The sequence below is a fragment of the Ketogulonicigenium vulgare WSH-001 genome (assembly GCF_000223375.1).
Classification (GTDB): Bacteria; Pseudomonadota; Alphaproteobacteria; order Rhodobacterales; family Rhodobacteraceae; genus Ketogulonicigenium; species Ketogulonicigenium vulgare.
Genome location: NC_017384.1, coordinates 1,937,739 through 1,956,958, shown reverse-complemented (window position 1 = coordinate 1,956,958; position 19,220 = coordinate 1,937,739). Strand labels below are relative to the sequence as shown.

19 protein-coding genes, 1 tRNA gene, 1 pseudogene and 1 riboswitch are annotated in these 19,220 nt (G+C 61.0%); of the genes and pseudogenes, 11 read left to right on the top strand and 10 right to left on the bottom strand.

The window, feature by feature from the left end; translation table 11 throughout:
* Positions 1-21: 21 nt before the first annotated feature.
* The 5 genes from KVU_RS09655 to KVU_RS09635 all read right to left on the bottom strand — a co-directional run bounded on the left by KVU_RS09655 (position 22) and on the right by KVU_RS09635 (position 4,859).
* The gene (locus tag KVU_RS09655; protein WP_013385046.1) at positions 22-993 is read right to left on the bottom strand and encodes a DUF1852 domain-containing protein; all 972 of its coding nucleotides are present in this window, start codon (positions 991-993) and stop codon (positions 22-24) included.
* A 126-nt stretch (positions 994-1,119) separates the two neighbouring features.
* Positions 1,120-1,307, bottom strand: a riboswitch (cobalamin riboswitch).
* Between the two features lie 99 nt (positions 1,308-1,406).
* A complete protein-coding gene (locus tag KVU_RS09650) occupies positions 1,407-2,060 on the bottom strand; it encodes a methionine ABC transporter permease (protein WP_013385044.1) in 654 nt (217 codons plus the stop codon).
* On the bottom strand, positions 2,041-3,081 hold the full coding sequence (locus KVU_RS09645; protein WP_013385043.1) for a methionine ABC transporter ATP-binding protein: 1,041 nt from the start codon (positions 3,079-3,081) through the stop codon (positions 2,041-2,043). The genes KVU_RS09650 and KVU_RS09645 overlap by 20 nt, the downstream gene beginning before the upstream one ends.
* A gap of 78 nt (positions 3,082-3,159) precedes the next feature.
* A complete protein-coding gene (locus KVU_RS09640; RefSeq protein WP_013385042.1) occupies positions 3,160-4,035 on the bottom strand; it encodes a sulfurtransferase in 876 nt (291 codons plus the stop codon).
* Positions 4,036-4,046: 11 nt separating this feature from the next.
* The gene (locus tag KVU_RS09635) at positions 4,047-4,859 is read right to left on the bottom strand and encodes a MetQ/NlpA family ABC transporter substrate-binding protein (protein WP_013385041.1); all 813 of its coding nucleotides are present in this window, start codon (positions 4,857-4,859) and stop codon (positions 4,047-4,049) included.
* A 470-nt stretch (positions 4,860-5,329) separates the two neighbouring features.
* On the opposite strand from KVU_RS09635, the gene KVU_RS09630 reads away from it, so the two are divergent.
* Positions 5,330-7,369 (top strand): TonB-dependent receptor plug domain-containing protein, encoded by a 2,040-nt coding sequence (locus KVU_RS09630; RefSeq protein WP_236953095.1) that lies wholly within the window; start codon positions 5,330-5,332, stop codon positions 7,367-7,369.
* Between the two features lie 20 nt (positions 7,370-7,389).
* Here the strand turns inward: KVU_RS09630 and KVU_RS09625 are convergent, their stop codons facing one another.
* A complete protein-coding gene (locus tag KVU_RS09625) occupies positions 7,390-8,298 on the bottom strand; it encodes a hydrogen peroxide-inducible genes activator (RefSeq protein ID WP_013385038.1) in 909 nt (302 codons plus the stop codon).
* A 105-nt stretch (positions 8,299-8,403) separates the two neighbouring features.
* Here KVU_RS09625 and katG point away from each other — a divergent pair, with 105 nt between their 5' ends.
* Both katG and KVU_RS09615 read left to right on the top strand, forming a co-directional pair.
* Positions 8,404-10,578, top strand: a complete 2,175-nt coding sequence (gene katG, locus KVU_RS09620) for a catalase/peroxidase HPI (RefSeq protein ID WP_013385037.1) — start codon at positions 8,404-8,406, stop codon at positions 10,576-10,578.
* 79 nt (positions 10,579-10,657) lie between these two features.
* Positions 10,658-11,026: a YgiW/YdeI family stress tolerance OB fold protein gene (locus KVU_RS09615; protein ID WP_013385036.1), complete on the top strand. Its 369-nt coding sequence runs from the start codon at positions 10,658-10,660 to the stop codon at positions 11,024-11,026.
* 5 nt (positions 11,027-11,031) lie between these two features.
* Here the strand turns inward: KVU_RS09615 and KVU_RS09610 are convergent, their stop codons facing one another.
* The gene (locus tag KVU_RS09610) at positions 11,032-11,868 is read right to left on the bottom strand and encodes a methyltransferase domain-containing protein (RefSeq protein ID WP_014537949.1); all 837 of its coding nucleotides are present in this window, start codon (positions 11,866-11,868) and stop codon (positions 11,032-11,034) included.
* Between the two features lie 110 nt (positions 11,869-11,978).
* Positions 11,979-12,055, bottom strand: a tRNA-His gene (locus KVU_RS09605).
* Between the two features lie 148 nt (positions 12,056-12,203).
* Here KVU_RS09605 and KVU_RS09600 point away from each other — a divergent pair.
* Positions 12,204-12,416: a DUF6324 family protein gene (locus KVU_RS09600; protein WP_013385034.1), complete on the top strand. Its 213-nt coding sequence runs from the start codon at positions 12,204-12,206 to the stop codon at positions 12,414-12,416.
* 3 nt (positions 12,417-12,419) lie between these two features.
* On the opposite strand, the gene KVU_RS09595 is transcribed toward KVU_RS09600, so the two are convergent.
* Both KVU_RS09595 and glmU read right to left on the bottom strand, forming a co-directional pair.
* Entirely contained in the window at positions 12,420-13,130 is a 711-nt protein-coding gene (locus tag KVU_RS09595; protein WP_013385033.1) for a DNA alkylation repair protein, read from the bottom strand.
* A complete protein-coding gene (gene glmU, locus KVU_RS09590; protein ID WP_013385032.1) occupies positions 13,127-14,470 on the bottom strand; it encodes a bifunctional UDP-N-acetylglucosamine diphosphorylase/glucosamine-1-phosphate N-acetyltransferase GlmU in 1,344 nt (447 codons plus the stop codon). The genes KVU_RS09595 and glmU overlap by 4 nt, the downstream gene beginning before the upstream one ends.
* A gap of 119 nt (positions 14,471-14,589) precedes the next feature.
* Here glmU and KVU_RS09585 point away from each other — a divergent pair, with 119 nt between their 5' ends.
* The 7 genes and pseudogenes from KVU_RS09585 to nuoE form a co-directional block, all read left to right on the top strand.
* Positions 14,590-15,249 carry a phosphoglycolate phosphatase gene (locus KVU_RS09585; RefSeq protein WP_013385031.1) on the top strand — a complete coding sequence of 220 codons (660 nt, stop codon included), beginning with the start codon at positions 14,590-14,592 and terminating at the stop codon, positions 15,247-15,249.
* Positions 15,250-15,351: 102 nt separating this feature from the next.
* Positions 15,352-15,717, top strand: a complete 366-nt coding sequence (locus KVU_RS09580) for an NADH-quinone oxidoreductase subunit A (protein ID WP_013385030.1) — start codon at positions 15,352-15,354, stop codon at positions 15,715-15,717.
* Positions 15,708-16,274 carry a NuoB/complex I 20 kDa subunit family protein gene (locus tag KVU_RS09575; RefSeq protein ID WP_013385029.1) on the top strand — a complete coding sequence of 189 codons (567 nt, stop codon included), beginning with the start codon at positions 15,708-15,710 and terminating at the stop codon, positions 16,272-16,274. Before KVU_RS09580 ends, KVU_RS09575 begins: the two co-directional genes overlap by 10 nt.
* Before the next feature lie 5 nt (positions 16,275-16,279).
* Positions 16,280-16,876, top strand: coding sequence for an NADH-quinone oxidoreductase subunit C (locus KVU_RS09570; RefSeq protein WP_013385028.1), 597 nt, complete (start codon positions 16,280-16,282; stop codon positions 16,874-16,876).
* Entirely contained in the window at positions 16,873-18,087 is a 1,215-nt protein-coding gene (locus KVU_RS09565; RefSeq protein WP_013385027.1) for an NADH-quinone oxidoreductase subunit D, read from the top strand. Before KVU_RS09570 ends, KVU_RS09565 begins: the two co-directional genes overlap by 4 nt.
* A gap of 36 nt (positions 18,088-18,123) precedes the next feature.
* Complete coding sequence (locus KVU_RS09560; RefSeq protein WP_013385026.1) at positions 18,124-18,483, top strand: hypothetical protein; 360 nt, start codon at positions 18,124-18,126, stop codon at positions 18,481-18,483.
* A 32-nt stretch (positions 18,484-18,515) separates the two neighbouring features.
* Positions 18,516-19,211 (top strand): annotated as a pseudogene (gene nuoE / locus KVU_RS09555) (NADH-quinone oxidoreductase subunit NuoE); the annotation flags it as partial.
* Positions 19,212-19,220: the final 9 nt, after the last annotated feature.

The following is a 19,220-nucleotide window of genomic DNA, read 5'->3' as shown; positions in this document are numbered from 1 at the left end:
CAGATAGACCTTGTATTATCTTCAGAAAGATTGCGCGGCAGACCATTGCGCAAGGGTGAATTGGTTCGGCTTGATAAAGTGCTCTTCGGCGAACTTGCCCTGTGCGATGCCCAGACGGCTACGTTCGTCGCGATCATAGGTGATCTGCGTGGTCGCATAATCGCGGTGGGTCAGGCTGGGTTGATAGACTTTTCCCGCTGCGGCATTGGCGTTGTAAATCTCGGGGCGATAGATTTTCTGGAATGTCTCCATCGTGCTGATGGTGCCGATCAATTCAAGGTTGCTGTAATCCCCCAGCACATCGCCCGCGCAATAAAAGGCCAGCGGCGCGACACTGCCCTTTGGCATGAAAAACCGCACCCGCAGCCCCATCTTTGCGAAATACTGATCGGTCAGCGAGGGGGCGTCCTGACGATATTCGACGCCGAGGATGGGATGCCAGTTATCGGTGCGCTGATAGGTTCTGCTGCTGGACGCGCTCAGGCAGATCACTGGCGCTTTGGCGAATGTGTCGCGATAAATCGGGGCGTTCACAAAGCATTGGAACAGCTTGCCGTGCAGATCGCCAAACGTGTCGGGCAGCGCGGCATCGGGCGCGCGCTTTTTCAGCGTCGGCAGCAGCACGCTGAAATCGTAATCGCGCACATAGGACGAGAAGTTATTCCCGGCGATACCGTCAATACGCGTGTTGCGGTGATGGTCGATGATTGTCGTTTTCAAAATCTCGATCAGGGGAAAGGCATCCGCTCCGCCCGCAATCTCGACCGAGATGATGTCCAGCGCGAGGCCGTAACGATCGGAATCGGGATTGTCCCAATCCGCCAAGGCGTTGAAACGATTATTGATCATCGTCAGCGCGTTGCGCAGGTTTTCTTGGCGGTGCGCGCCCCGGGCCAGATTGGCAAAATTTGTGGTCGCCCGCGTATTGGTGGCGGGGTGATAATCCTCGTCAAAGCGAATGCTTTTAAGGGAGAAGGTGAATTCGCTATTCATCGTGGCATGCCTTCTGAACGGCCCGCACGCGCGGGCCGGGACAACGAAAAGAGACCTCGCGAGCGTGTCGCGAGGGGCGCTGTCACCTTTGCGGATGGGCCGCCACCGACCGCCCACCGCAGTCGGAACAGGTGAATGATCGCGGCAGGTTTCCTGACTTGCGGGTCTTCGCCTTGTCCGGCCTTCCCAGCGCAACGCGCGCCAGTGGCCTATCGGACAGGCTTTCCGCCTACAGTTGCGGGGGCAGTTCCGGATCTTGCCCGGATTCCCTTTTACCCGAGGCTTCCCCCGGCACCTTGATCTGGTCGCAAAATCGGGCGGAACGGCGTCTATGTCAACGCAGGGATAGCATCGAAATTCTCATATAGATTATGAGCTGGGGCGCGTTGCTGATGGCTGGCCTGCGCCAGATTTCAGCGATTGCGCAGGCGGCGCACGGTGTAATCGCCAAGGAATTGCAGCAGGCTGACCAATGCGATCAGGATGACGATCACGATGACCATCACGGTGGTATCAAAGCGCTGATAGCCATAACGAATGGCCACATCTCCTAGGCCGCCCGCACCCACAGCCCCGGCCATGGCGGATGCACCGATCATTGTCACGACGGTGATGGTCAGGCCGCCGACGATGCCGGGCAGCGCCTCGGGCAGCAGGACATGGCGGATGATATGGGATCTGCGGCAGCCGATGCTTTGGGCGGCCTCGATCAGGCCGGGGTCGACCTCGCGCAGCGAGACCTCGACAATACGGGCAAAGAACGGGATCGCGGCGATGGACAGCGGCACAATCGCCGCCCAAACGCCGATCGTGGTGCCGACCAACATGCGGGTGAACGGGATCAGCGCCACCATCAGCACGATGAATGGCACCGCGCGAAAGCCGTTCACCACAAGGCCGATGATCCGGTTTGCCAGCGGCGCCGCGATAATGCCGCCGGGGGCCGAGATCACCAGAAATACCGCCAGCGGGATGCCGACCACGACAGTGATCACCGCCGATGTGCCAACCATGAACAGCGTGTCGAAAAAGGCCTGCCAGAGGCGGTTAATCATTTGCGGCGACATAACCAATAACCTTTGTTGTGGCGGCAAAGCTGGGGATTTGCACCGGCTGTTCTTGCTGCGGCAGCGCCAGGACGACCTGACCGACCAGATGCGCGCCGATCTGTTCCAGATTGGCACCCAAAATGCGCGCGCCGGGCAGGGCGCTGGCGATGGCGTCCATCTGTACCTGCTGGCCGCCGTCAAAGCGCAGCTCGATCACCACATGGTCGCCGCGCTGTGGCGCACTGCGCAGGCGGGCGGCGATGTCTTGGGGCAGGGCGCGGGCAAGGGGTTGCAGCAGCGATTGCGTCGCGGGATGCGCGGGCGCGCCAAAGACGCGCCAGACCGGGCCTTCTTCGGCAATGCGGCCTTGATCCAGCACGACGACGCGCTGGCAAATCTCGCGGATGACGCTCATCTCATGCGTGATCAGGATGATGGTCAGGCCGAGCTGGCGGTGCAGATCGCCCAGCAGGCTCAGGATCGACAATGTGGTTTCGGGATCAAGGGCAGAGGTCGCCTCGTCGCATAGCAGGATATCGGGGCGGCTGATCAGGGCGCGGGCGATGCCGACGCGCTGCTTTTGCCCGCCCGAGAGGCGTGCGGGATAGCTGTCGCCTTTCCCCTCTAACCCCACCAGCGCCAGCACCTCATCGACGCGGGTGGCGATCTCGCGCGCAGGCACGCCCGCAACTTTCAGCGGCAGGCCGACATTCTCGCGCACGGTCTTTGCCGAGAGTAGATTGAAGTGCTGGAACACCATGCCGATGCGGCGGCGCAGCGCGACAAGGCCGCCCTCGTCCAGCGCGGCGATATCCTGACCATCCACCAGCACGCGTCCACTGGTGGGCTGCTCTAGCCGGTTGATGGTGCGCAGCAGGCTGGATTTTCCCGCGCCAGACCGCCCGATCATGCCGAAAATCTCGCCCTTGGCGATGTCGAGAGTGATATCGCTGAGCGCAGTCACATCCTGCCCGCCGCGATGATAGATTTTGCCAAGACCGTCAAAGCGGACGGCAGAGGGCGGGGATGCGCTTGGCATGGGCGGGGGGACTCGCAATCGCTATTTCTCTCAGGCGGCACTGTAACCATGGCGGCGCGCCAAAGCCATAAGGCTGGGTCAGGGCACCAAGGGCCGCGCGGGGTCCTGCGCCCATTCCATCAGCGAGCCATCATAGACCCGCGTGTCATCAAGGCCCAGCAGCAGCCGCCCAAAGGCGACATTGCTGGCGGCAACGCCCGCGCCGCAATAGGTGATGGTGGCCTGATCCGCCGCGATCCCCTCGGCGGCGTAAAGCTGCGCGAGGTCATCGGCGGACAGAAAGCGGCCATCCGCGCCGACCAATGCGCTGGTCGGCAGATTGCGGCTGCCGGGGATATTTCCCTTGCGGCCATAGGTGATGGCGGCGGTACCTGCAAAGTAATCGCGCCCCAACGCATTGACCAATATGGCATCGCCGCTGGTGACGGCCTGTTCGACGCGGGCGGTATCGGTGAAAAAGGCGGCGCGGTCATCGCGCCAGGCAAAGGGCTGGACGGGCAGGGGGCGTGGGCGCGCCGGGCCGGTGTCCACGGGGCGATCCTCGGCCCGCCATGCCATAAGCCCGCCATCCAGCACTTTGACCTGCGAAAACCCATAGGCACGCAGCGTCAGCCACAGCCGCACGGCCCAGCCGGGCTGCGCGCTGGAATACACCACCACGCGGGACGCCGCACCGATGCCGAGCCGTGTCGCGGCGGCTGCAAAATCGGCAACCTCGGCCAGCGTGAACAGCAGCCCCGGCGCTGGGCGCGACAGGTCGCGTTCCAGATCGACGAATTGCGCGCCGGGGATATGGGCGGCCTCGAAATCGGCCTGACCCGTCACGATGTCGAACGTGCGTGCGGCATTGGGCACCAATGTCGTGGTCGCGTCCAGAATGACCAGATCCGGGTCGGCCAACGCCGCCTGCAGATCGGCGGTCGAGATCAGATATTCACTGTGACGCGATGACATCGGGCCGCTCCTTAATCCTGCAGCCAGCGCAGGGAATAGAGGTTCTCATTCGAGGCAAAGGCCTGATGGATCGCGGCGCGTGCAGCCTCGGAATTGTAATAGATCGCGATGAACTGCTGGATCTCGGCATCATCGGCCTTTTCGCCGCGCGTCACGAATTGGATCGAGAAATCAGCAACCTCTTGATCCGAAAAGACGATCGCCTGACCGGCTTTCTCGACCAGACCGGCGTTCACGATCTGGGCGGGCAGGCCCTGCACCAGATCCAGATCCTGCATGGCGTGAACCAATTGGGTGCCTTCGATCTCGACAATGTTCAGATTGCGCGGGTTTTGGATAATGTCATCCACGGACACCAGATAGCCCTTGCCCTCGGCCAAGGTGACCAGACCTGCCGCTTGCAACAATTGCAGCCCGCGCCCCTGGTTCACCGGATCACTGGCAACGCCGACTGTCGCGCCATCGGGCAGCGCGTCCAAGCTGTCATAGCGGTTCGAATACAGCCCGATGCGCGGCTGATAGCCCGAGCCGACGCTGACCAGATCGGCGCCCGTGGCCTCGACCTGAGCGGCAAGGAAGGGGCCGTGCTGGAAGTAGTTCAGATCCAGATCGCCCGAGGTCAGCGCCACATTAGGGATCGTCCAGTCGCTGAATTCGATCACTTCGATCTCCATACCGGCGGCGCGTGCATCAACGGCAGCGGCCTCGATGGAATCCGAAGCAGCGCCGGGAATGACGCCGATGGTCAGGGCCGCCGCAGGGCCGAACCATGCAAAGGCGGCAAGGCCCGCGCCAAGACGCGTGGCCAATGTCAAGGAACGCATAAGCGGAAATCCTGATAAAAGTTTAAGGGCTCGTTGCCGTACAGATAAACGGTTTGCCACCGGAATGCATCCACGCGGGGCAGTGCGATTTTGGGCGATTTTCTATGTAAAAATAGAATGTTATTTCCTTTGCCTGCGCATATGTCACTTACGTCTTGGCTTGCGGCATGGATCGGCTGGCGATCAGCGTCCTGCGCATGCAATGCTGCACGAGATCACGGGAATGTGATTGAAATATGTGACGCAGTTGCAACATATTCCTGACAAAATTCATTTGATATCTGCGGGATTCCGTAAATGCCTTGCACCTTGTAGGTGAAATCCGCCACTTCGGCGGCGTTAGCCAATGATAGCCAGCACAACATCAACTTTCGCGTCCGCAGCCGGCCGAAAGATTCCTGTGTTTGGTTCGGCCATCGCACGTAGTCTTTCCGTCGCTCTGGTCACCGGAACACGACGGAGCCCTCCTGATGCCTACCCTTCCTTCTCGCCCCCGCTCGGGGATCCTTGCACTGCTGTGCGGCACTGCCATAGCAATGGTGCCCGCTGTCGCCAGCGCGCAAAGCACCGCGACCGACCTTGGCCTGATCGTTATTGGCTCGGCATCGGGTGTCGCGACAACGCTGCAAGATGCCCCCGCCGCTGTGACTGTGATCGACAGTGAAACCATCGCCGCCGAAGGCGCACGCGATCTGAACGACATCCTGCGCACCATCCCCGGCCTGAACCTGACCCAAGGCAACAGCGGTATCGGCGAGATTTCGATGCGTGGCCTGCCCGCCAACCGCACGCTGACGCTGGTGAACGGTCGCCGTGTCAGCACGGGCGGCACGGTTGTGCGTGACTATCTGGGCGATCTGACCCGCATCCCGCTGGACGCCATCGACCGGATCGAAGTTGTGCGCGGCCCGATGTCGACGCTGTACGGCTCGGACGCCATGGGCGGTGTGGTGAACATCATCCTGAAAGAGCCGACCGATGTCTGGTCGGGTTCGGTGACCGCTGAATATTCGTCCGGTCCCGCCGATACGACAGCAGACAACGCGCAGATCTCGGCCTATTTCAGCGGCCGCCTGACCCAGCACCTGACCGCCGCTTTCTGGGGCAAGGTCTATGAGCGCGAAGCGACCGAAGATTACAGCTATACCACCGACGCCGGCGCCGCTGCCACGGTCACCTCGGGCGAGGGGTCGCGCACCAAAGAGCTGGGCGCAAATCTGATCTGGTCGCCCAATGACACGATCGAATGGGGCATCGAGCTGACCGCCAGCGACGAGCGCTATCTGTCCTATCAGGCGCATGACACCCGCCGCCTGCAGACCTATGACCTGACGCTGACCAATGAATGGCAGCTGGGTGCGGGTCAACTGTCCAGCTACCTCAGCTATCAGAACAGTCAGAATGCGCCGTGGGATACCACGAACACCACTTGGAAAGACGCAACCGAATATAACACGATCAATTTCGAGACGCGTTATTCGAATGCAACCCAGATCGCGGGCCGTTATCTGGAGTATACGCTGGGTCTGAACCTGTCGCATGACGAGTTGTCGGACACCAACACCAACTCGAGCGGCGCGCTGATCGAAGGCGAAATGAGCACGGCTGCCCTCTATGCCGAGGCACGCTATGACATGACCGATTCTCTGCGTCTGACCTATGGTCTGCGCGCAGATTCGAGCGAGGAATACGGCACGCACGTTACCCCGCGCGTCTATGCCAACTATGATTTCGGCAATGGTCTGGTGCTGAAGGCGGGCTTTGCGCAGGCGTTCAACGCGCCGGATCTGCGCTCGCTGAACCCGAACTATCTGCTGACCTCGCGTGGCAACGGCTGCAAACCCTATCCGGGTCCTTGCTATATCACCGGTAACCCCGATCTGGTGCCCGAGACGTCGGATAGCTATGAAATCGGTCTGAACTATCAAGGCAGCGATGTGTCGTGGGAGCTGACCGCGTTCTATAACGAGCTGACCAACATGTTCGGCGCGGCCAAGACTGGCGAGACCAGCTCGAACGGTTACGCGATCTTTGAACGCACCAATATCGACGAAGGCACCACGGCCGGACTTGAAGGTGGTCTGTCGTGGAATATCTCGCCCGATCTGACTTGGACGAATTCGTTCACCTATCTGGCGAAGTCGGAATTCTACTATGAATTCTTGGATACGCCCTTCCCGATGGCCACCACGCCGGAGCTGAACATCACCACCGCGTTGAACTGGCAGGCGAATGATGCGCTGACCCTGGGTGCAAGCGTGACCTATGTTGGCAAGCAAGTCGGTTACATCACCGAAGAAGAGCTGAGCAGCGAAGAAGCCCGCGCCGTGCCGGCAGGTCAGAACAGCGATCCCTATATGCTGGTCGACCTGTCGCTGGCCTATGACCTCAGCGACAATGCCCGGATCAACTTTGGCATCGACAACGTGTTTGACGCGCAGCCCGATGACACTGTGTCCTACCGCGAAACGGGCCGTCTGTTCCGCATCGGCATCACGACCAGCTTCTAAAAGAAACGTCAGGCCGCAGCTTAGTGCTGCGGCCTTTCACTTTGCGACCAGACCTCACGCACAAGGGTCGCGATCTGGGTTAATTGCCGCCCCAATGGGTTGCTGCGCCGCCAGACCATGCCGATGCGGCGTGTCGGCTGTGGCGGGGCAAGGCGAGAGACCGTCACCTTTGCCCCGCGTGTTTCGACCTCTAGCGCCATTTCCGGGATCAACGTCACCCCGATCCCCGCGCTGACCATCTGCACCAATGTCGCAAGCGAACTCGCCTCCATCAGATCGCGTGCGCGCATCTTGTCGATACTGCAAAACGACAGAGCCTGATCGCGGAAACAATGGCCTTCCTCAAGCAGCAGCAGGCGCATCTCGCGCAGCATATCGGCGCTGGGTACGGGACGGTTCGCATCAGTGGCGGGGCGCACCAGTACGAAATCCTCGTCAAACAATACCTCTTCATGCAGGCTTGGCTCGGACGTCGGCAGCGCGACAATGGCGGCATCCAAACTGCCCGCCAGCAGATCATCCAGCAGCTTGCGCGTCACCGTTTCGCGCGGCTGCAAATCCAGCGCGGGATAGCGCGCCGACAGTGTTTTCACGAGGCGCGGCAGCAGATAGGGCGTGACGGTTGGAATGACACCCAGCCGCAGCCGCCCGCTGATATCGCCACTGGCGGCCCGCGCCAGATCGCCCAGCTCGTCCATCGCCTGCAAGATGCTTTGCGCCCGCGCGGCGAATTCCTCGCCCAAAGGGGTCAGATGGGTCTGGCGCGCACCGCGTTCGATCAGGGGGACGCCGGTGATCGTCTCTAGCTCTTTGATCTGCAGCGACAGGGCGGGCTGGCTGATCGCGCAAACCTCTGCTGCGCGGCCAAAATGGCCGTGGCGGGCAAGCGCGGTGAAGTAGCGTAGGTGTTTGATGGTCAGGTTTTTCATTTGAAAAACTTATCACACAGGTCAGAAAATTCAATTGGGATTTATGTATTTGCTTTGATAGGGAGGGCGCAATCGCTACGCAATACGCAGCTTTAGGAGATCCAGATGGACGGCAATACGACTTCGCAAGGCAAATGCCCTGTCGCGCATGGCGCGATGACCGAAACCGGTAAATCGGTGATGGAATGGTGGCCCAATGCGCTGAATCTGGACATTCTGCACCAGCATGACACCAAAACGAACCCGCTGGGCGCGGATTTCAACTATCGCGCCGCGCTGAAGGATCTGGATGTCGATGCGCTGAAAGCCGATCTGCGCGCGCTGATGAACGACAGCCAAGACTGGTGGCCTGCTGACTGGGGCAGCTATGTCGGCATGTTCGCGCGTGTGGCGTGGCATGCTGCGGGCTCCTATCGCACCGCCGATGGTCGCGGCGGCGCCAACACCGGCAACCAGCGCTTTGCCCCGCTGAACAGCTGGCCCGATAACGTCAACACCGACAAAGGCCGCCGCCTGCTGTGGCCGATCAAAAAGAAATACGGCAATAAAATCAGCTGGGCCGACCTGATCGTGCTGTCGGGCACGATTGCCTATGAGGTTGCGGGCCTGAAAACCTTTGGTTTCGCCTTTGGCCGCCAGGATATCTGGGCGCCCGAAAAAGACACCTATTGGGGCAATGAAAAAGAATGGCTGGCCCCCTCGGATGAGCGCTACGCCAATGTCGAGGAACCTGCCTCGCTTGCGAACCCGCTGGCCGCTGTGCAGATGGGTCTGATCTATGTGAACCCCGAGGGCGTGAACGGCAATTCCGATCCGCTGAAAACCGCCGCCATGATGCGCGAGACCTTTGCTCGTATGGGGATGGATGACGCGGAAACCGTGGCGCTGACGGCTGGCGGTCACACGATCGGCAAGACCCATGGCAATGGCAGCGCCGCTGATCTGTCGGCTGATCCCGAAGCCGCCGCGCCAGAGTTCCAGGGCCTTGGCTGGATGAATACCAAAGGCCGCGGCATTGGTCGCAACACTGTCGTCTCGGGCCTTGAAGGCGCCTGGACGACCGAGCCGACCAAATGGGACAACGGCTTTTTCACCATGCTGTTCAACCACGAATGGCATCTGGTGAAATCGCCCGCTGGTGCCATGCAGTGGGAGCCGATCACCATCGCCGACGCCGACAAGCCCGTCGATGTCGAGGATGACGCGATCCGCCACAACCCGATGATGACCGATGCGGATATGGCGCTGAAGGTCGACCCGATCTACCGCGAGATTTCGCTGCGCTTCATGAACGACTTTGACGCGTTCTCGGACGCCTTTGCCCGCGCGTGGTTCAAACTGACCCACCGCGATATGGGCCCGAAATCGCGCTATGTCGGCCCCGACATCCCGGCCGAGGATCTGATCTGGCAAGACCCGATCCCCGCAGGCGCGACGGGCTGGGACGTGGCTGCGGTCAAGGCAAAGATCGCCGCCTCCGGCCTGTCGGTGCAGGATCTGGTTGCGACCGCTTGGGATAGCGCGCGCACCTATCGCGGCTCGGACATGCGGGGCGGCGCGAATGGTGCGCGTCTGCGTCTTGCGCCCCAGCGCGAATGGGAAGGCAATGAGCCCGCGCGTCTGGCGCGTGTGTTGACGGTCTTGGAAGACATCGCGGCCAGCAGCGGCGCGAGCATCGCTGACGTCATCGTTTTGGCTGGCGGTGTCGGGATCGAACAGGCGGCAAAAGCGGCCGGTTTCGATGTCACCGTGCCCTTCACCGCGGGTCGCGGCGATGCAACCGAGGCGCAGACCGACGTGGACAGCTTTGACGTGCTCGAGCCTGTCGCCGACGGCTTCCGCAACTGGCAAAAGGCCGATTACATCGTCAGCCCCGAGGAAATGCTGCTGGACCGCGCCCAACTGCTGGGTCTGACAGCCGCCGAGATGACCGTTCTGGTTGGCGGTTTCCGGGCGCTGGACGTGAACTATGGCGGCGCGAAAACCGGCGTCTTCACCGACCGCGCGGGCAGCCTGACGGCCGATTTCTTTGTCAATCTGACCGATATGGCCTATCAATGGGTGCCGACCGGCAAGGATCTGTACGAGATCCGCGACCGTCGCACCGGTGCGGTGTGCTGGACGGCCAGCCGCGTTGATCTGGTGTTCGGCTCGAACTCGATCCTGCGCGCCTATGCCGAAGTTTACGCGCAGGACGATAATGCGGGTAAATTCGTGCAGGACTTCATCGCGGCCTGGGTCAAGGTGATGAACGCCGACCGCTTTGATATCGCCGCCTAATCGTCAACCTATAGGTTGAAATCGGGTCAGCAGGGCATAGGTCCTTGCTGACCCTTTTTATTTGTCCCAGAGGTTCCTGATGCTGAAATACCTGCTGCCTGTCGCCGTGATGCTGTGTGCGGCCCCCGCTGTCGCGCAATATGTCGGCCCCGCCGGCGCGCCAGAGGGCGTCTCGCCCGGCTACCCGCTGACAACCGTGGCCGAGATCAAGGCTGACCCCCGCGATGACGCCAATGTCACGCTGGAAGGATTCCTGATCCGCCAGATCGACCGCGAAACTTATGTTTTCCGCGATGACACCGGCGAGATCGAGGTCGAGATCGACGAAGATGACTTCCCCCGCCAGCCCGTCAGCGAAACCACCCGCGTCCGCATCGAGGGCGAGGTTGATACCCATCGATTGCGCGATACCGATATCGACGCGGATCGCGTGATGATTCTGGAATAATCCCGTCAGAACCCTTTCCAGAAATCGACAAAGCCTGATTTATAGATGAACATCTCGGTCTGGAATTCCGTATTGAGGGCCGCAATCTGTGCAGGAAGATGTTCAAGGTCGGGGTAACCTGCCTTGAACAAAAACCAGCTTTTGGCTTTTGGCGCGTAGATGGACGCGGCGTAGCCCCATTGCTGCATCAGGACCTCCATGCTGGCATTCGTGTGGAATGCGCAATGCACGATGGGCCTTAGGTAGAACCAATCAGGATCTGCCGGCACCCTGTCACAGATCACCGAATGCAGCATCAGAACCCCATCGGATGTGACCAAATCATTCAGCGCGTCCAGCGCCGCGCGGGTGGTGACATGTTCGAACATGGCGCTGTTTATCACCAGACGCGCGGGCTGGGGCGGGCGTGCCGGATCATGGCCATCTGACGCGATATATTTGTCATATGTCGCGATATGGTGGTCGAAGTAGCGTGCCATAATTCCGGCAAGTGTGCCGTGGCCGGCCGCATAATCCAATGTGCGCCCCAGATCCACAATGCCGTTTCTTCCCAAAATCGCCAACGCCAGCGCCTGTTCCGCATATGGGGGTTGGTTAAAGCCGCGCTGGGCGAGGGGCAGGGCCTCGAAATAGGCATGTGCGGCGTTATTGAGTGCGCCAAACGCATCATCAGACATATCCTGATGGGTTTTCGAGGCGACAAATCCGCAGGCATCGCAGCGGTGATAATCGGCGCTAAAGCCCGCATAGGGCAGCGCTGCCGGAAGATCGTTATAGGTTTTCGTGAAATAATAGCGCATCGGCGCGGCGCAAATCAGGCACGTCGTGACATCCGTCATCATGATCCCTGCAGTCGCTGTTGAGCGTGTATGACTAATGACGCTGCGCGCGCGGATCTTGTCAATCACGATCACAGCCAAGATTGCAGGCTGGGCGATATAAAGGGGGGGAGTGGTACCACCTCCCCGGCTCGAACGGGGGACCCCCAGATCCACAATCTGGTGCTCTAACCAACTGAGCTAAGGCGGCACTGAGGGTCAATTAACGCCCGATTTCGCGGATTGCAAGTGCCTAGCGGCGCATTTGGCGGGTGAACGTTACGGGAAGCAGGGGTGCTTGCATTGCGCCGCCGCTGCGACTAGCTGGAATGCAATCAACTCTTAAGGGCATGCATCCCATGGGCATTAACAACGAACGCGATATCGAAGCTAATATTCAGATCGGGCCGACCGATCGCGGTATGGTGCGCATCTTTATCGAAGCGGGCACGGTCGAGATTCCGATGGATTTCGATCCCGAAGAAGCCGAAGAAATCGCTGAGGAAATCCTCGCCGCTGCCGCCGCAGCGCGTGCGGCGAACGGCGGCGGCAAGGGCAAGAAAAAGCGCTAAACCTTAGTGATTGTCGGGCGCCCCCGTGATGCGCCCGCGATCATCCAGTGCAATGGGTAGACGGCCGATAGATTCGCGCCGCGCCCATGGCACCATGGCATTGCCATGCGCCAGCAGGAATGTGGTCGCGCGCGGCGCATCATGTTTCGCCAAATCGCGCAAGGCGCTGGCCAGCGCGCGCTGCACCATCTGATCGCGATCCGCTGCCAGCGGTGCCAGCAACACCAGCAATTCATCACGGCGCGCAAGATCCGCCGCTTTGGGCATTTTCAGGCGCAGGTTCGGACGCGCCACCAATGCGAAAGCCGCGCGCAGCGCAGCATTTTCATGTGAAACCCAAGGGGTGATCTCGGCCAAGCGTTCCGGCGCAGCCTCGATCCTGCGATCCAGCGCCCGGGAAACCGATTCGATCAGCGCCCATTCCTCGGCCCCGGCGCCAAGTTCCGCGATCCAGCCGGTCAGCGCCGCCCAGATGGCATCATCGGGACGCATACGGGCCTGTGTCAGCAGCTTTGCCGCCAGAATGCGCGCGTCTTGCGTGCCAAAGGCCCATAGGCGTGCAGCCAGTTCAAGGCGCGCGGGCAGCTCGTTTGCGGGGCGCAGCTCGCGCGCCAGCCAGTCGATCATCTCGGCGGGGGTCGGGTCCCAGCCCTCGACGCGGAGTTCTTCCTCCAGCGTCACAAGGCGGCATTGCAGGTCATCAGGCAGGCTCATGTCTTGTCTTTCTTGGCGCGCAGGCGGGCCATCAATGCGCGGGCAAGGCCCGGCTTTTCAACTTGGCGGGCGCGGCCGATGGCCAGCGCGCCGGGCGCGACATCATCGGTGATCACCGACCCTGCCGCTGTAAACCCTTCGTTTCCGATGGTGATCGGCGCGATCAGGGTCGAATTCGACCCGATAAAGGCACGATCACCGATTGTGGTGCGATGTTTGAACACGCCGTCGTAATTCACGGTGATGGTGCCCGCACCGATATTGGTGCCTGCGCCGACATCGGCATCCCCGATGTAGGACAGGTGGCTCGCCTTGGTGCCCTCGCCGATGGTGGCGTTCTTGACCTCGACGAAATTGCCGACATGGGCGTGTTCGGCCAGCTCTGCGCCCGGGCGCAGGCGGGCATAGGGGCCGACAACCGCCCCGCGCGAGACATGGGCCCCCTCAAGATGCGAAAAGGACCGAATGCGCGCGCCTGATTCAACGGTCACGCCGGTGGCAAAGACCACATAGGGCTCAACCACAGCATCACGGCCCAGCAGCGTGTCAAAGGCGAAATGCACAGTATCGGGCGAGACCAACTGCACGCCGTCTTCCAGCGCATCGCGGCGGGCGCGGGCCTGAAAGATCACTTCGGCGCGGGCAAGCTCGGTGCGGGTGTTGATGCCAAGGGTCTCTTCCTCGGGGCAGGTGACGACACCCGCGGATAGACCCGCAGCACGGGCGATGGCCACGATATCGGTCAGATAATATTCAGCCGCTGCATTCTCGTTCTTGAGCTGCGCCAGCAGCGCGGGCAGACGTTGCGCGCTGGTGCAGATCACGCCGGAATTGCACAGGCGGATGGCGCGGGTGGCGGCATCCGCGTCCTTATATTCGACAATCGCCTGCAGATCCTCGCCGTCCATGACAAGGCGACCGTAACGGGCGTCGGGGTCTGCGGCCTCGAACCCCAGCACCACCAGATCGCGCGTCTTTCGCGCGTCTTGCATGGCTTCTAGCGTCGCGGTGCGGATGAAGGGCGTGTCGCCAAAGGTCACAAAGACATCGCCGCTGGTCCCTGTCAGCGCGGGCATCGCCATTTGCGCGGCGTGGCCGGTGCCAAGCTGCTCGGCCTGCTCGACAATGATCGCCTCGGGGTTCCAGTGGGCCGCGGATTTGGCGACGGCCGCGCCCTCATATCCGGTGACGACGATGACGCGATCAGGCAGCAGGCTGTCTGCCAGGCGCAAGGCATGGGCGATCAGGGGGGCGCCGCCGACCTCATGCAGGACTTTAGGCAGGTCCGATTCCATGCGCGTGCCTTTGCCGGCGGCCAGAATGACGAAATTGCTGGGCATGGGGGCCTCCTAAGCCTGAGAATCCCCTGCTTTTAGCGCGGCAAGGCGCAATCACAAGGCGCAACTTTCCATTACCGCTGGGGCGGCTAAACTGGGCCCACTGAAAACAGGAGCCCGTGATGCGCAGTGTGATTTTCGACCTTGATGGGACGCTGGCCGATACCAGTCTTGATATGATCAACGCTGGGAATGCCGCGCTGGAGGGGATCGGGATTGCGGGCAGCCTTGGCCCGGATGATGCGGGCACGGCCTTTGGTGGCGGTATGGCCTTGATGAATCTGGGTTTCCAGCGGGCAGGGCGCAAAGATGTGCCGGTGAAATCCATCCACTATCCGCTGTTCATCAAGGCCTATTGGGGGGCGCTGAGCAGCCATACGGTTCTTTATCCGGGCGTTGCGGATGCGATCGAGGGGCTGCGCAGCGCGGGTTACGCCGTCGGTATCTGCACCAACAAGCCCGCCGCGCCTGCGGACGAGTTGCTGCGCCGGCTGGGTGTGCGCGATCTGTTCGGATCGCTGGTCGGGGCCGATACGCTGCCGGTCAAAAAACCCGACCCCGCCCCGCTGTTCGAGGCGATTCGCCGCCTTGGTGCGGATTTGTCACGCGGCTGCCTTGTGGGTGATACGATCACCGACTTTAAAACCGCGCGGGCTGCGGGGGTGCCCTCCGTACTGGTGACATTTGGTCCGGGGGCTAAAATCGTTGCAGATCTTGCGCCCGATGCCACCATTTCAAGCTATGTTGAACTGACCCAAGTGATTGATCGGTTAAACTTGTAGAGGCTTGGTTGACCCTGCGTTTGAACCCTCTATAAGGTGAGACAATAAGTCGCGATTGCAGTCGCAAAATACCCATCGCTCGCACCCAGAAGGAGGCACGTCGTGGGACAATTGCTGCAAGATTACCTGCCCATCCTGATCTTTTTGGGATTGGCCACCGTGCTGGGGATCATCTTGATCCTGGCGGCCGTCGTGGTCGCCGTGCGTAACCCCGACCCTGAAAAGGTCTCGGCCTACGAATGTGGGTTCAATGCCTTTGACGATGCGCGCATGAAGTTCGACGTGCGCTTTTATCTGGTCTCGATCCTGTTCATCATTTTCGACCTTGAGGTCGCCTTCCTGTTCCCATGGGCGGTGTCCTTTGCGGGGATGAGCATGGTGTCCTTCTGGTCGATGATGGTCTTTTTGGCCGTGCTGACCATCGGCTTCGTTTACGAATGGCGCAAGGGGGCATTGGAATGGAACTGAACCAGCTATCGACCGGGGCGCAGGGCAGTGTGCAGACCGGGCGCAATAGCGCTGGCGCCGATGCGGATCATGCCGCGCTGGTGCTGGGGCGCGCCGTGCAGGACAAGGGTTTCCTTGTCACCTCGACCGCGGATATCATCAACTGGGCACGCACTGGCAGTTTGCACTGGATGACCTTTGGCCTTGCCTGCTGCGCTGTTGAAATGATGCAGCTTTCCATGCCGCGCTATGATCTGGAACGCTTTGGCACCGCCCCGCGCGCAAGTCCCCGTCAGGCCGATCTGATGATCGTTGCAGGCACGCTGACGAATAAAATGGCCCCGGCTTTGCGCAAGGTCTACGACCAGATGCCCGAGCCGCGCTATGTCATCAGCATGGGGTCCTGCGCGAATGGCGGCGGCTATTATCATTACAGCTATTCGGTGGTGCGCGGCTGCGACCGGATTGTGCCCGTCGATGTCTATGTCCCCGGCTGCCCACCCACGGCCGAGGCGCTGCTCTATGGCATTATGCAACTGCAACGCAAAATCCGCCGCACCGGCACGATTGTCAGGTAGGGACTATGCAGGATCTGGCGACCTATCTGCGTGACATGGCCCCGGGCGCGCCCACCGCGCAACTGGCCTATGGCGAGCTGACACTGACCAGCACTTTGACGGATCTGCCGGCGCTGCTGATGTTCCTGCGCGACGATGTGCAATGCAGGTTCAGCACGCTGGTCGATATCACCGCTGTCGATTATCCCGCGCGGATCAAGCGGTTCGATCTGGTTTACCATTTCCTCTCGATGCATCTGAATCACCGTTTGCGCCTGAAGGTGGCTGTTGCGGATGGGGAAATGCCGCCCTCGGCGATACCTGCCTATCCCGCCGCCGATTGGTTCGAGCGCGAGGTGTTCGACATGTTCGGCATCCTCTTTACCGGCCACCCCGATCTGCGCCGCTTGCTGACGGATTACGGCTTTTCCGGCCATCCCTTGCGCAAGGATTTCCCGACCACCGGCTATACCGAAGTGCTCTATGACGAGGTTGAAAAGCGCGTCGTCCATGCGCCGGTGCAATTGGTGCAGGCCTATCGCCAGTTCGACTTTCTGTCGCCGTGGGAGGGGATGGGCAATACGCTGCCGGGCGATCAGACGGGCAAGGGGGATGCGACATGAGCATCGAGGTGATCGCCAAAAGCGCATCCGACGATCTGGAAAAAGTGCGCAATTTCAACATCAACTTTGGCCCGCAGCACCCTGCGGCCCATGGTGTGCTGCGTCTGGTGTTGGAGCTGGATGGCGAGATTGTCGAGCGCTGCGACCCTCATGTCGGCCTGCTGCATCGCGGCACCGAAAAGCTGATGGAAAGCCGCACTTATCTGCAGAACCTGCCGTACCTCGACCGCCTCGATTATGTGGCGCCGATGAACCAGGAACATGCCTGGTGCCTTGCGATTGAACGGCTCGCCGGGATCGAGGTGCCGCGCCGCGCCAGTCTGATCCGCGTGCTGTTTTGCGAGATTGGCCGCGTGTTGAACCATCTGATGAACGTGACAACCGGCGCGATGGATGTGGGCGCCTTGACCCCACCGCTGTGGGGGTTCGAGGAACGCGAAAAGCTGATGCTGTTCTATGAACGGGCCTGCGGCGCGCGCCTGCATGCCGCCTATTTCCGCCCCGGCGGCGTGCATCAGGATCTGCCGCCCGATCTGATCGCGGATATCGACGCTTGGGCGATCGGTTTCCCGCAGTTCCTGGATGAGCTGTCGGGTCTGCTGGTGGAAAGCCGCATCTTTAAACAGCGGCTGGTCGATATCGGCAATATCAGCGCGGACGAGGCCATCGCCATGGGCTTTTCCGGCGTCATGGTGCGCGGATCGGGGCTGGAATGGGATCTGCGCCGCGCGCAGCCCTATGAATGTTATGACGAATTTGAATTCGACATTCCCGTCGGCACCAAGGGCGATTGCTATGATCGCTTTCTGTGCCGTGTCGCGGAAATGCACGAATCGACCAAGATCATCCGCCAAGCCTGCGAAAAGCTGCGCAACTGCCCCGGCGAGGTGATGGCATATGGCAAGCTAGCGCCGCCCAAACGCGCCGAGATGAAGACATCGATGGAGGCGCTGATCCATCATTTCAAACTCTATTCCGAGGGCTTCCACCTGCCCGCGGGCGAGGTTTACGCCGCCGTCGAGGCGCCAAAGGGCGAGTTCGGCGTCTATCTGGTCAGCGATGGCAGCAACAAACCTTACCGCGCAAAGCTGCGCGCGCCGGGCTTTGCGCATCTGCAGGCCATGGATCACATGACAAAAGGGCATCTTCTTGCCGATGTGACGGCCATTATCGCCACGCTTGATATCGTATTTGGCGAAGTTGACCGCTAGTCTGGTCCCAGTGATGTGAAGAAAAGGATGCGCAACATGGTGATCAGATTTGTGAAACCCTTGGCTCTGCTGGTTGTGGGCGCCGCGCTTGCAGGCTGTACGGCCGATATGTTCCCGTCGATGACGCGCGCGCAAGGGCCAGCCGGCACGGCCGCGCCCGTCGCGCCCGCCCCGCAAACGCCGCCCGCCTCGAACCTGCCGCCGGCAGATCGTCTGGTGGCGTCGATCGAATCCGAAGGATGCCTGCTGCGTCAGAACAATGTGGCCTCTGTGCTGCTGCGTGCCAATCTGACCCAACAGGAATTGATGGACCTTGCCCCCCAACTTGCCGCTTCGGGTCGTGCCGAAGTGACATCGGATGGCAGCGTTCGGGTCATTTCACCGCGCTGCGCCTGATTTAGGGCCGCGCCACCCCCCGGAGAGGGCAGATGCTACGCCGACTTCACCCCGACCAGCCCGCCAGCTTTGCCTTTACCGCCGCCAATGCGGCTTGGGCACAGCTACAAATCGCGAAATATCCTGCTGGCCGTCAGGCCAGTGCGATCATTCCGCTGCTATGGCGGGCGCAGGAACAAGAAGGCTGGCTGACGCGCGCCGCGATCGAGCATGTGGCAAACATGCTCGAGATGCCCTTTATCCGCGCGCTGGAAGTGGCGACATTCTATTTCATGTTCCAGTTGCAGCCCGTCGGCGCGGTCGCGCATCTGCAGATCTGCGGGACGCTGTCCTGTATGCTGTGCGGGGCCGAGGATCTGGTCAGCGTCTGCCGCCAAAAGATCGCCGCCCAGCCACATAGCCTGTCAGATGATGGCAAGCTGTCGTGGGAAGAGGTCGAATGCCTTGGCGCCTGCACCAACGCGCCCATGGCCCAGATCGGCAAGGATTATTACGAGGATCTGACCGCCGAAGGCCTGTCCGATCTGATCGACGCGCTGCGCGCGGGCGACGTTCCACAGCCCGGCCCCCAAAACGGCCGCTTTAGCGCCGAGCCTTTGGGCGGCGCAACGGTGCTGCAAAACACCCCCGGCGACAAACAGGCGCTTAATGCCAGTTTGACGCTGGCCACCACCATCAACGACACGATCAAGCGCATTGACGGCACTGAAGTGCCTCTGCGCCACCCAAGGGGCGAG

Coding starts and splice junctions, on each gene's coding strand:
- KVU_RS09655 (WP_013385046.1), bottom strand. CDS start 993: ATGAATAGCGAATTCACCTTCTCCCTTAAAAGCATTCGCTTTGACGAG.
- KVU_RS09650 (WP_013385044.1), bottom strand. CDS start 2,060: ATGTCGCCGCAAATGATTAACCGCCTCTGGCAGGCCTTTTTCGACACG.
- KVU_RS09645 (WP_013385043.1), bottom strand. CDS start 3,081: ATGCCAAGCGCATCCCCGCCCTCTGCCGTCCGCTTTGACGGTCTTGGC.
- KVU_RS09640 (WP_013385042.1), bottom strand. CDS start 4,035: ATGTCATCGCGTCACAGTGAATATCTGATCTCGACCGCCGATCTGCAG.
- KVU_RS09635 (WP_013385041.1), bottom strand. CDS start 4,859: ATGCGTTCCTTGACATTGGCCACGCGTCTTGGCGCGGGCCTTGCCGCC.
- KVU_RS09630 (WP_236953095.1), top strand. CDS start 5,330: ATGCCTACCCTTCCTTCTCGCCCCCGCTCGGGGATCCTTGCACTGCTG.
- KVU_RS09625 (WP_013385038.1), bottom strand. CDS start 8,298: ATGAAAAACCTGACCATCAAACACCTACGCTACTTCACCGCGCTTGCC.
- katG (WP_013385037.1), top strand. CDS start 8,404: ATGGACGGCAATACGACTTCGCAAGGCAAATGCCCTGTCGCGCATGGC.
- KVU_RS09615 (WP_013385036.1), top strand. CDS start 10,658: ATGCTGAAATACCTGCTGCCTGTCGCCGTGATGCTGTGTGCGGCCCCC.
- KVU_RS09610 (WP_014537949.1), bottom strand. CDS start 11,868: ATGATGACGGATGTCACGACGTGCCTGATTTGCGCCGCGCCGATGCGC.
- KVU_RS09600 (WP_013385034.1), top strand. CDS start 12,204: ATGGGCATTAACAACGAACGCGATATCGAAGCTAATATTCAGATCGGG.
- KVU_RS09595 (WP_013385033.1), bottom strand. CDS start 13,130: ATGAGCCTGCCTGATGACCTGCAATGCCGCCTTGTGACGCTGGAGGAA.
- glmU (WP_013385032.1), bottom strand. CDS start 14,470: ATGCCCAGCAATTTCGTCATTCTGGCCGCCGGCAAAGGCACGCGCATG.
- KVU_RS09585 (WP_013385031.1), top strand. CDS start 14,590: ATGCGCAGTGTGATTTTCGACCTTGATGGGACGCTGGCCGATACCAGT.
- KVU_RS09575 (WP_013385029.1), top strand. CDS start 15,708: ATGGAACTGAACCAGCTATCGACCGGGGCGCAGGGCAGTGTGCAGACC.
- KVU_RS09570 (WP_013385028.1), top strand. CDS start 16,280: ATGCAGGATCTGGCGACCTATCTGCGTGACATGGCCCCGGGCGCGCCC.
- KVU_RS09565 (WP_013385027.1), top strand. CDS start 16,873: ATGAGCATCGAGGTGATCGCCAAAAGCGCATCCGACGATCTGGAAAAA.
- KVU_RS09560 (WP_013385026.1), top strand. CDS start 18,124: ATGGTGATCAGATTTGTGAAACCCTTGGCTCTGCTGGTTGTGGGCGCC.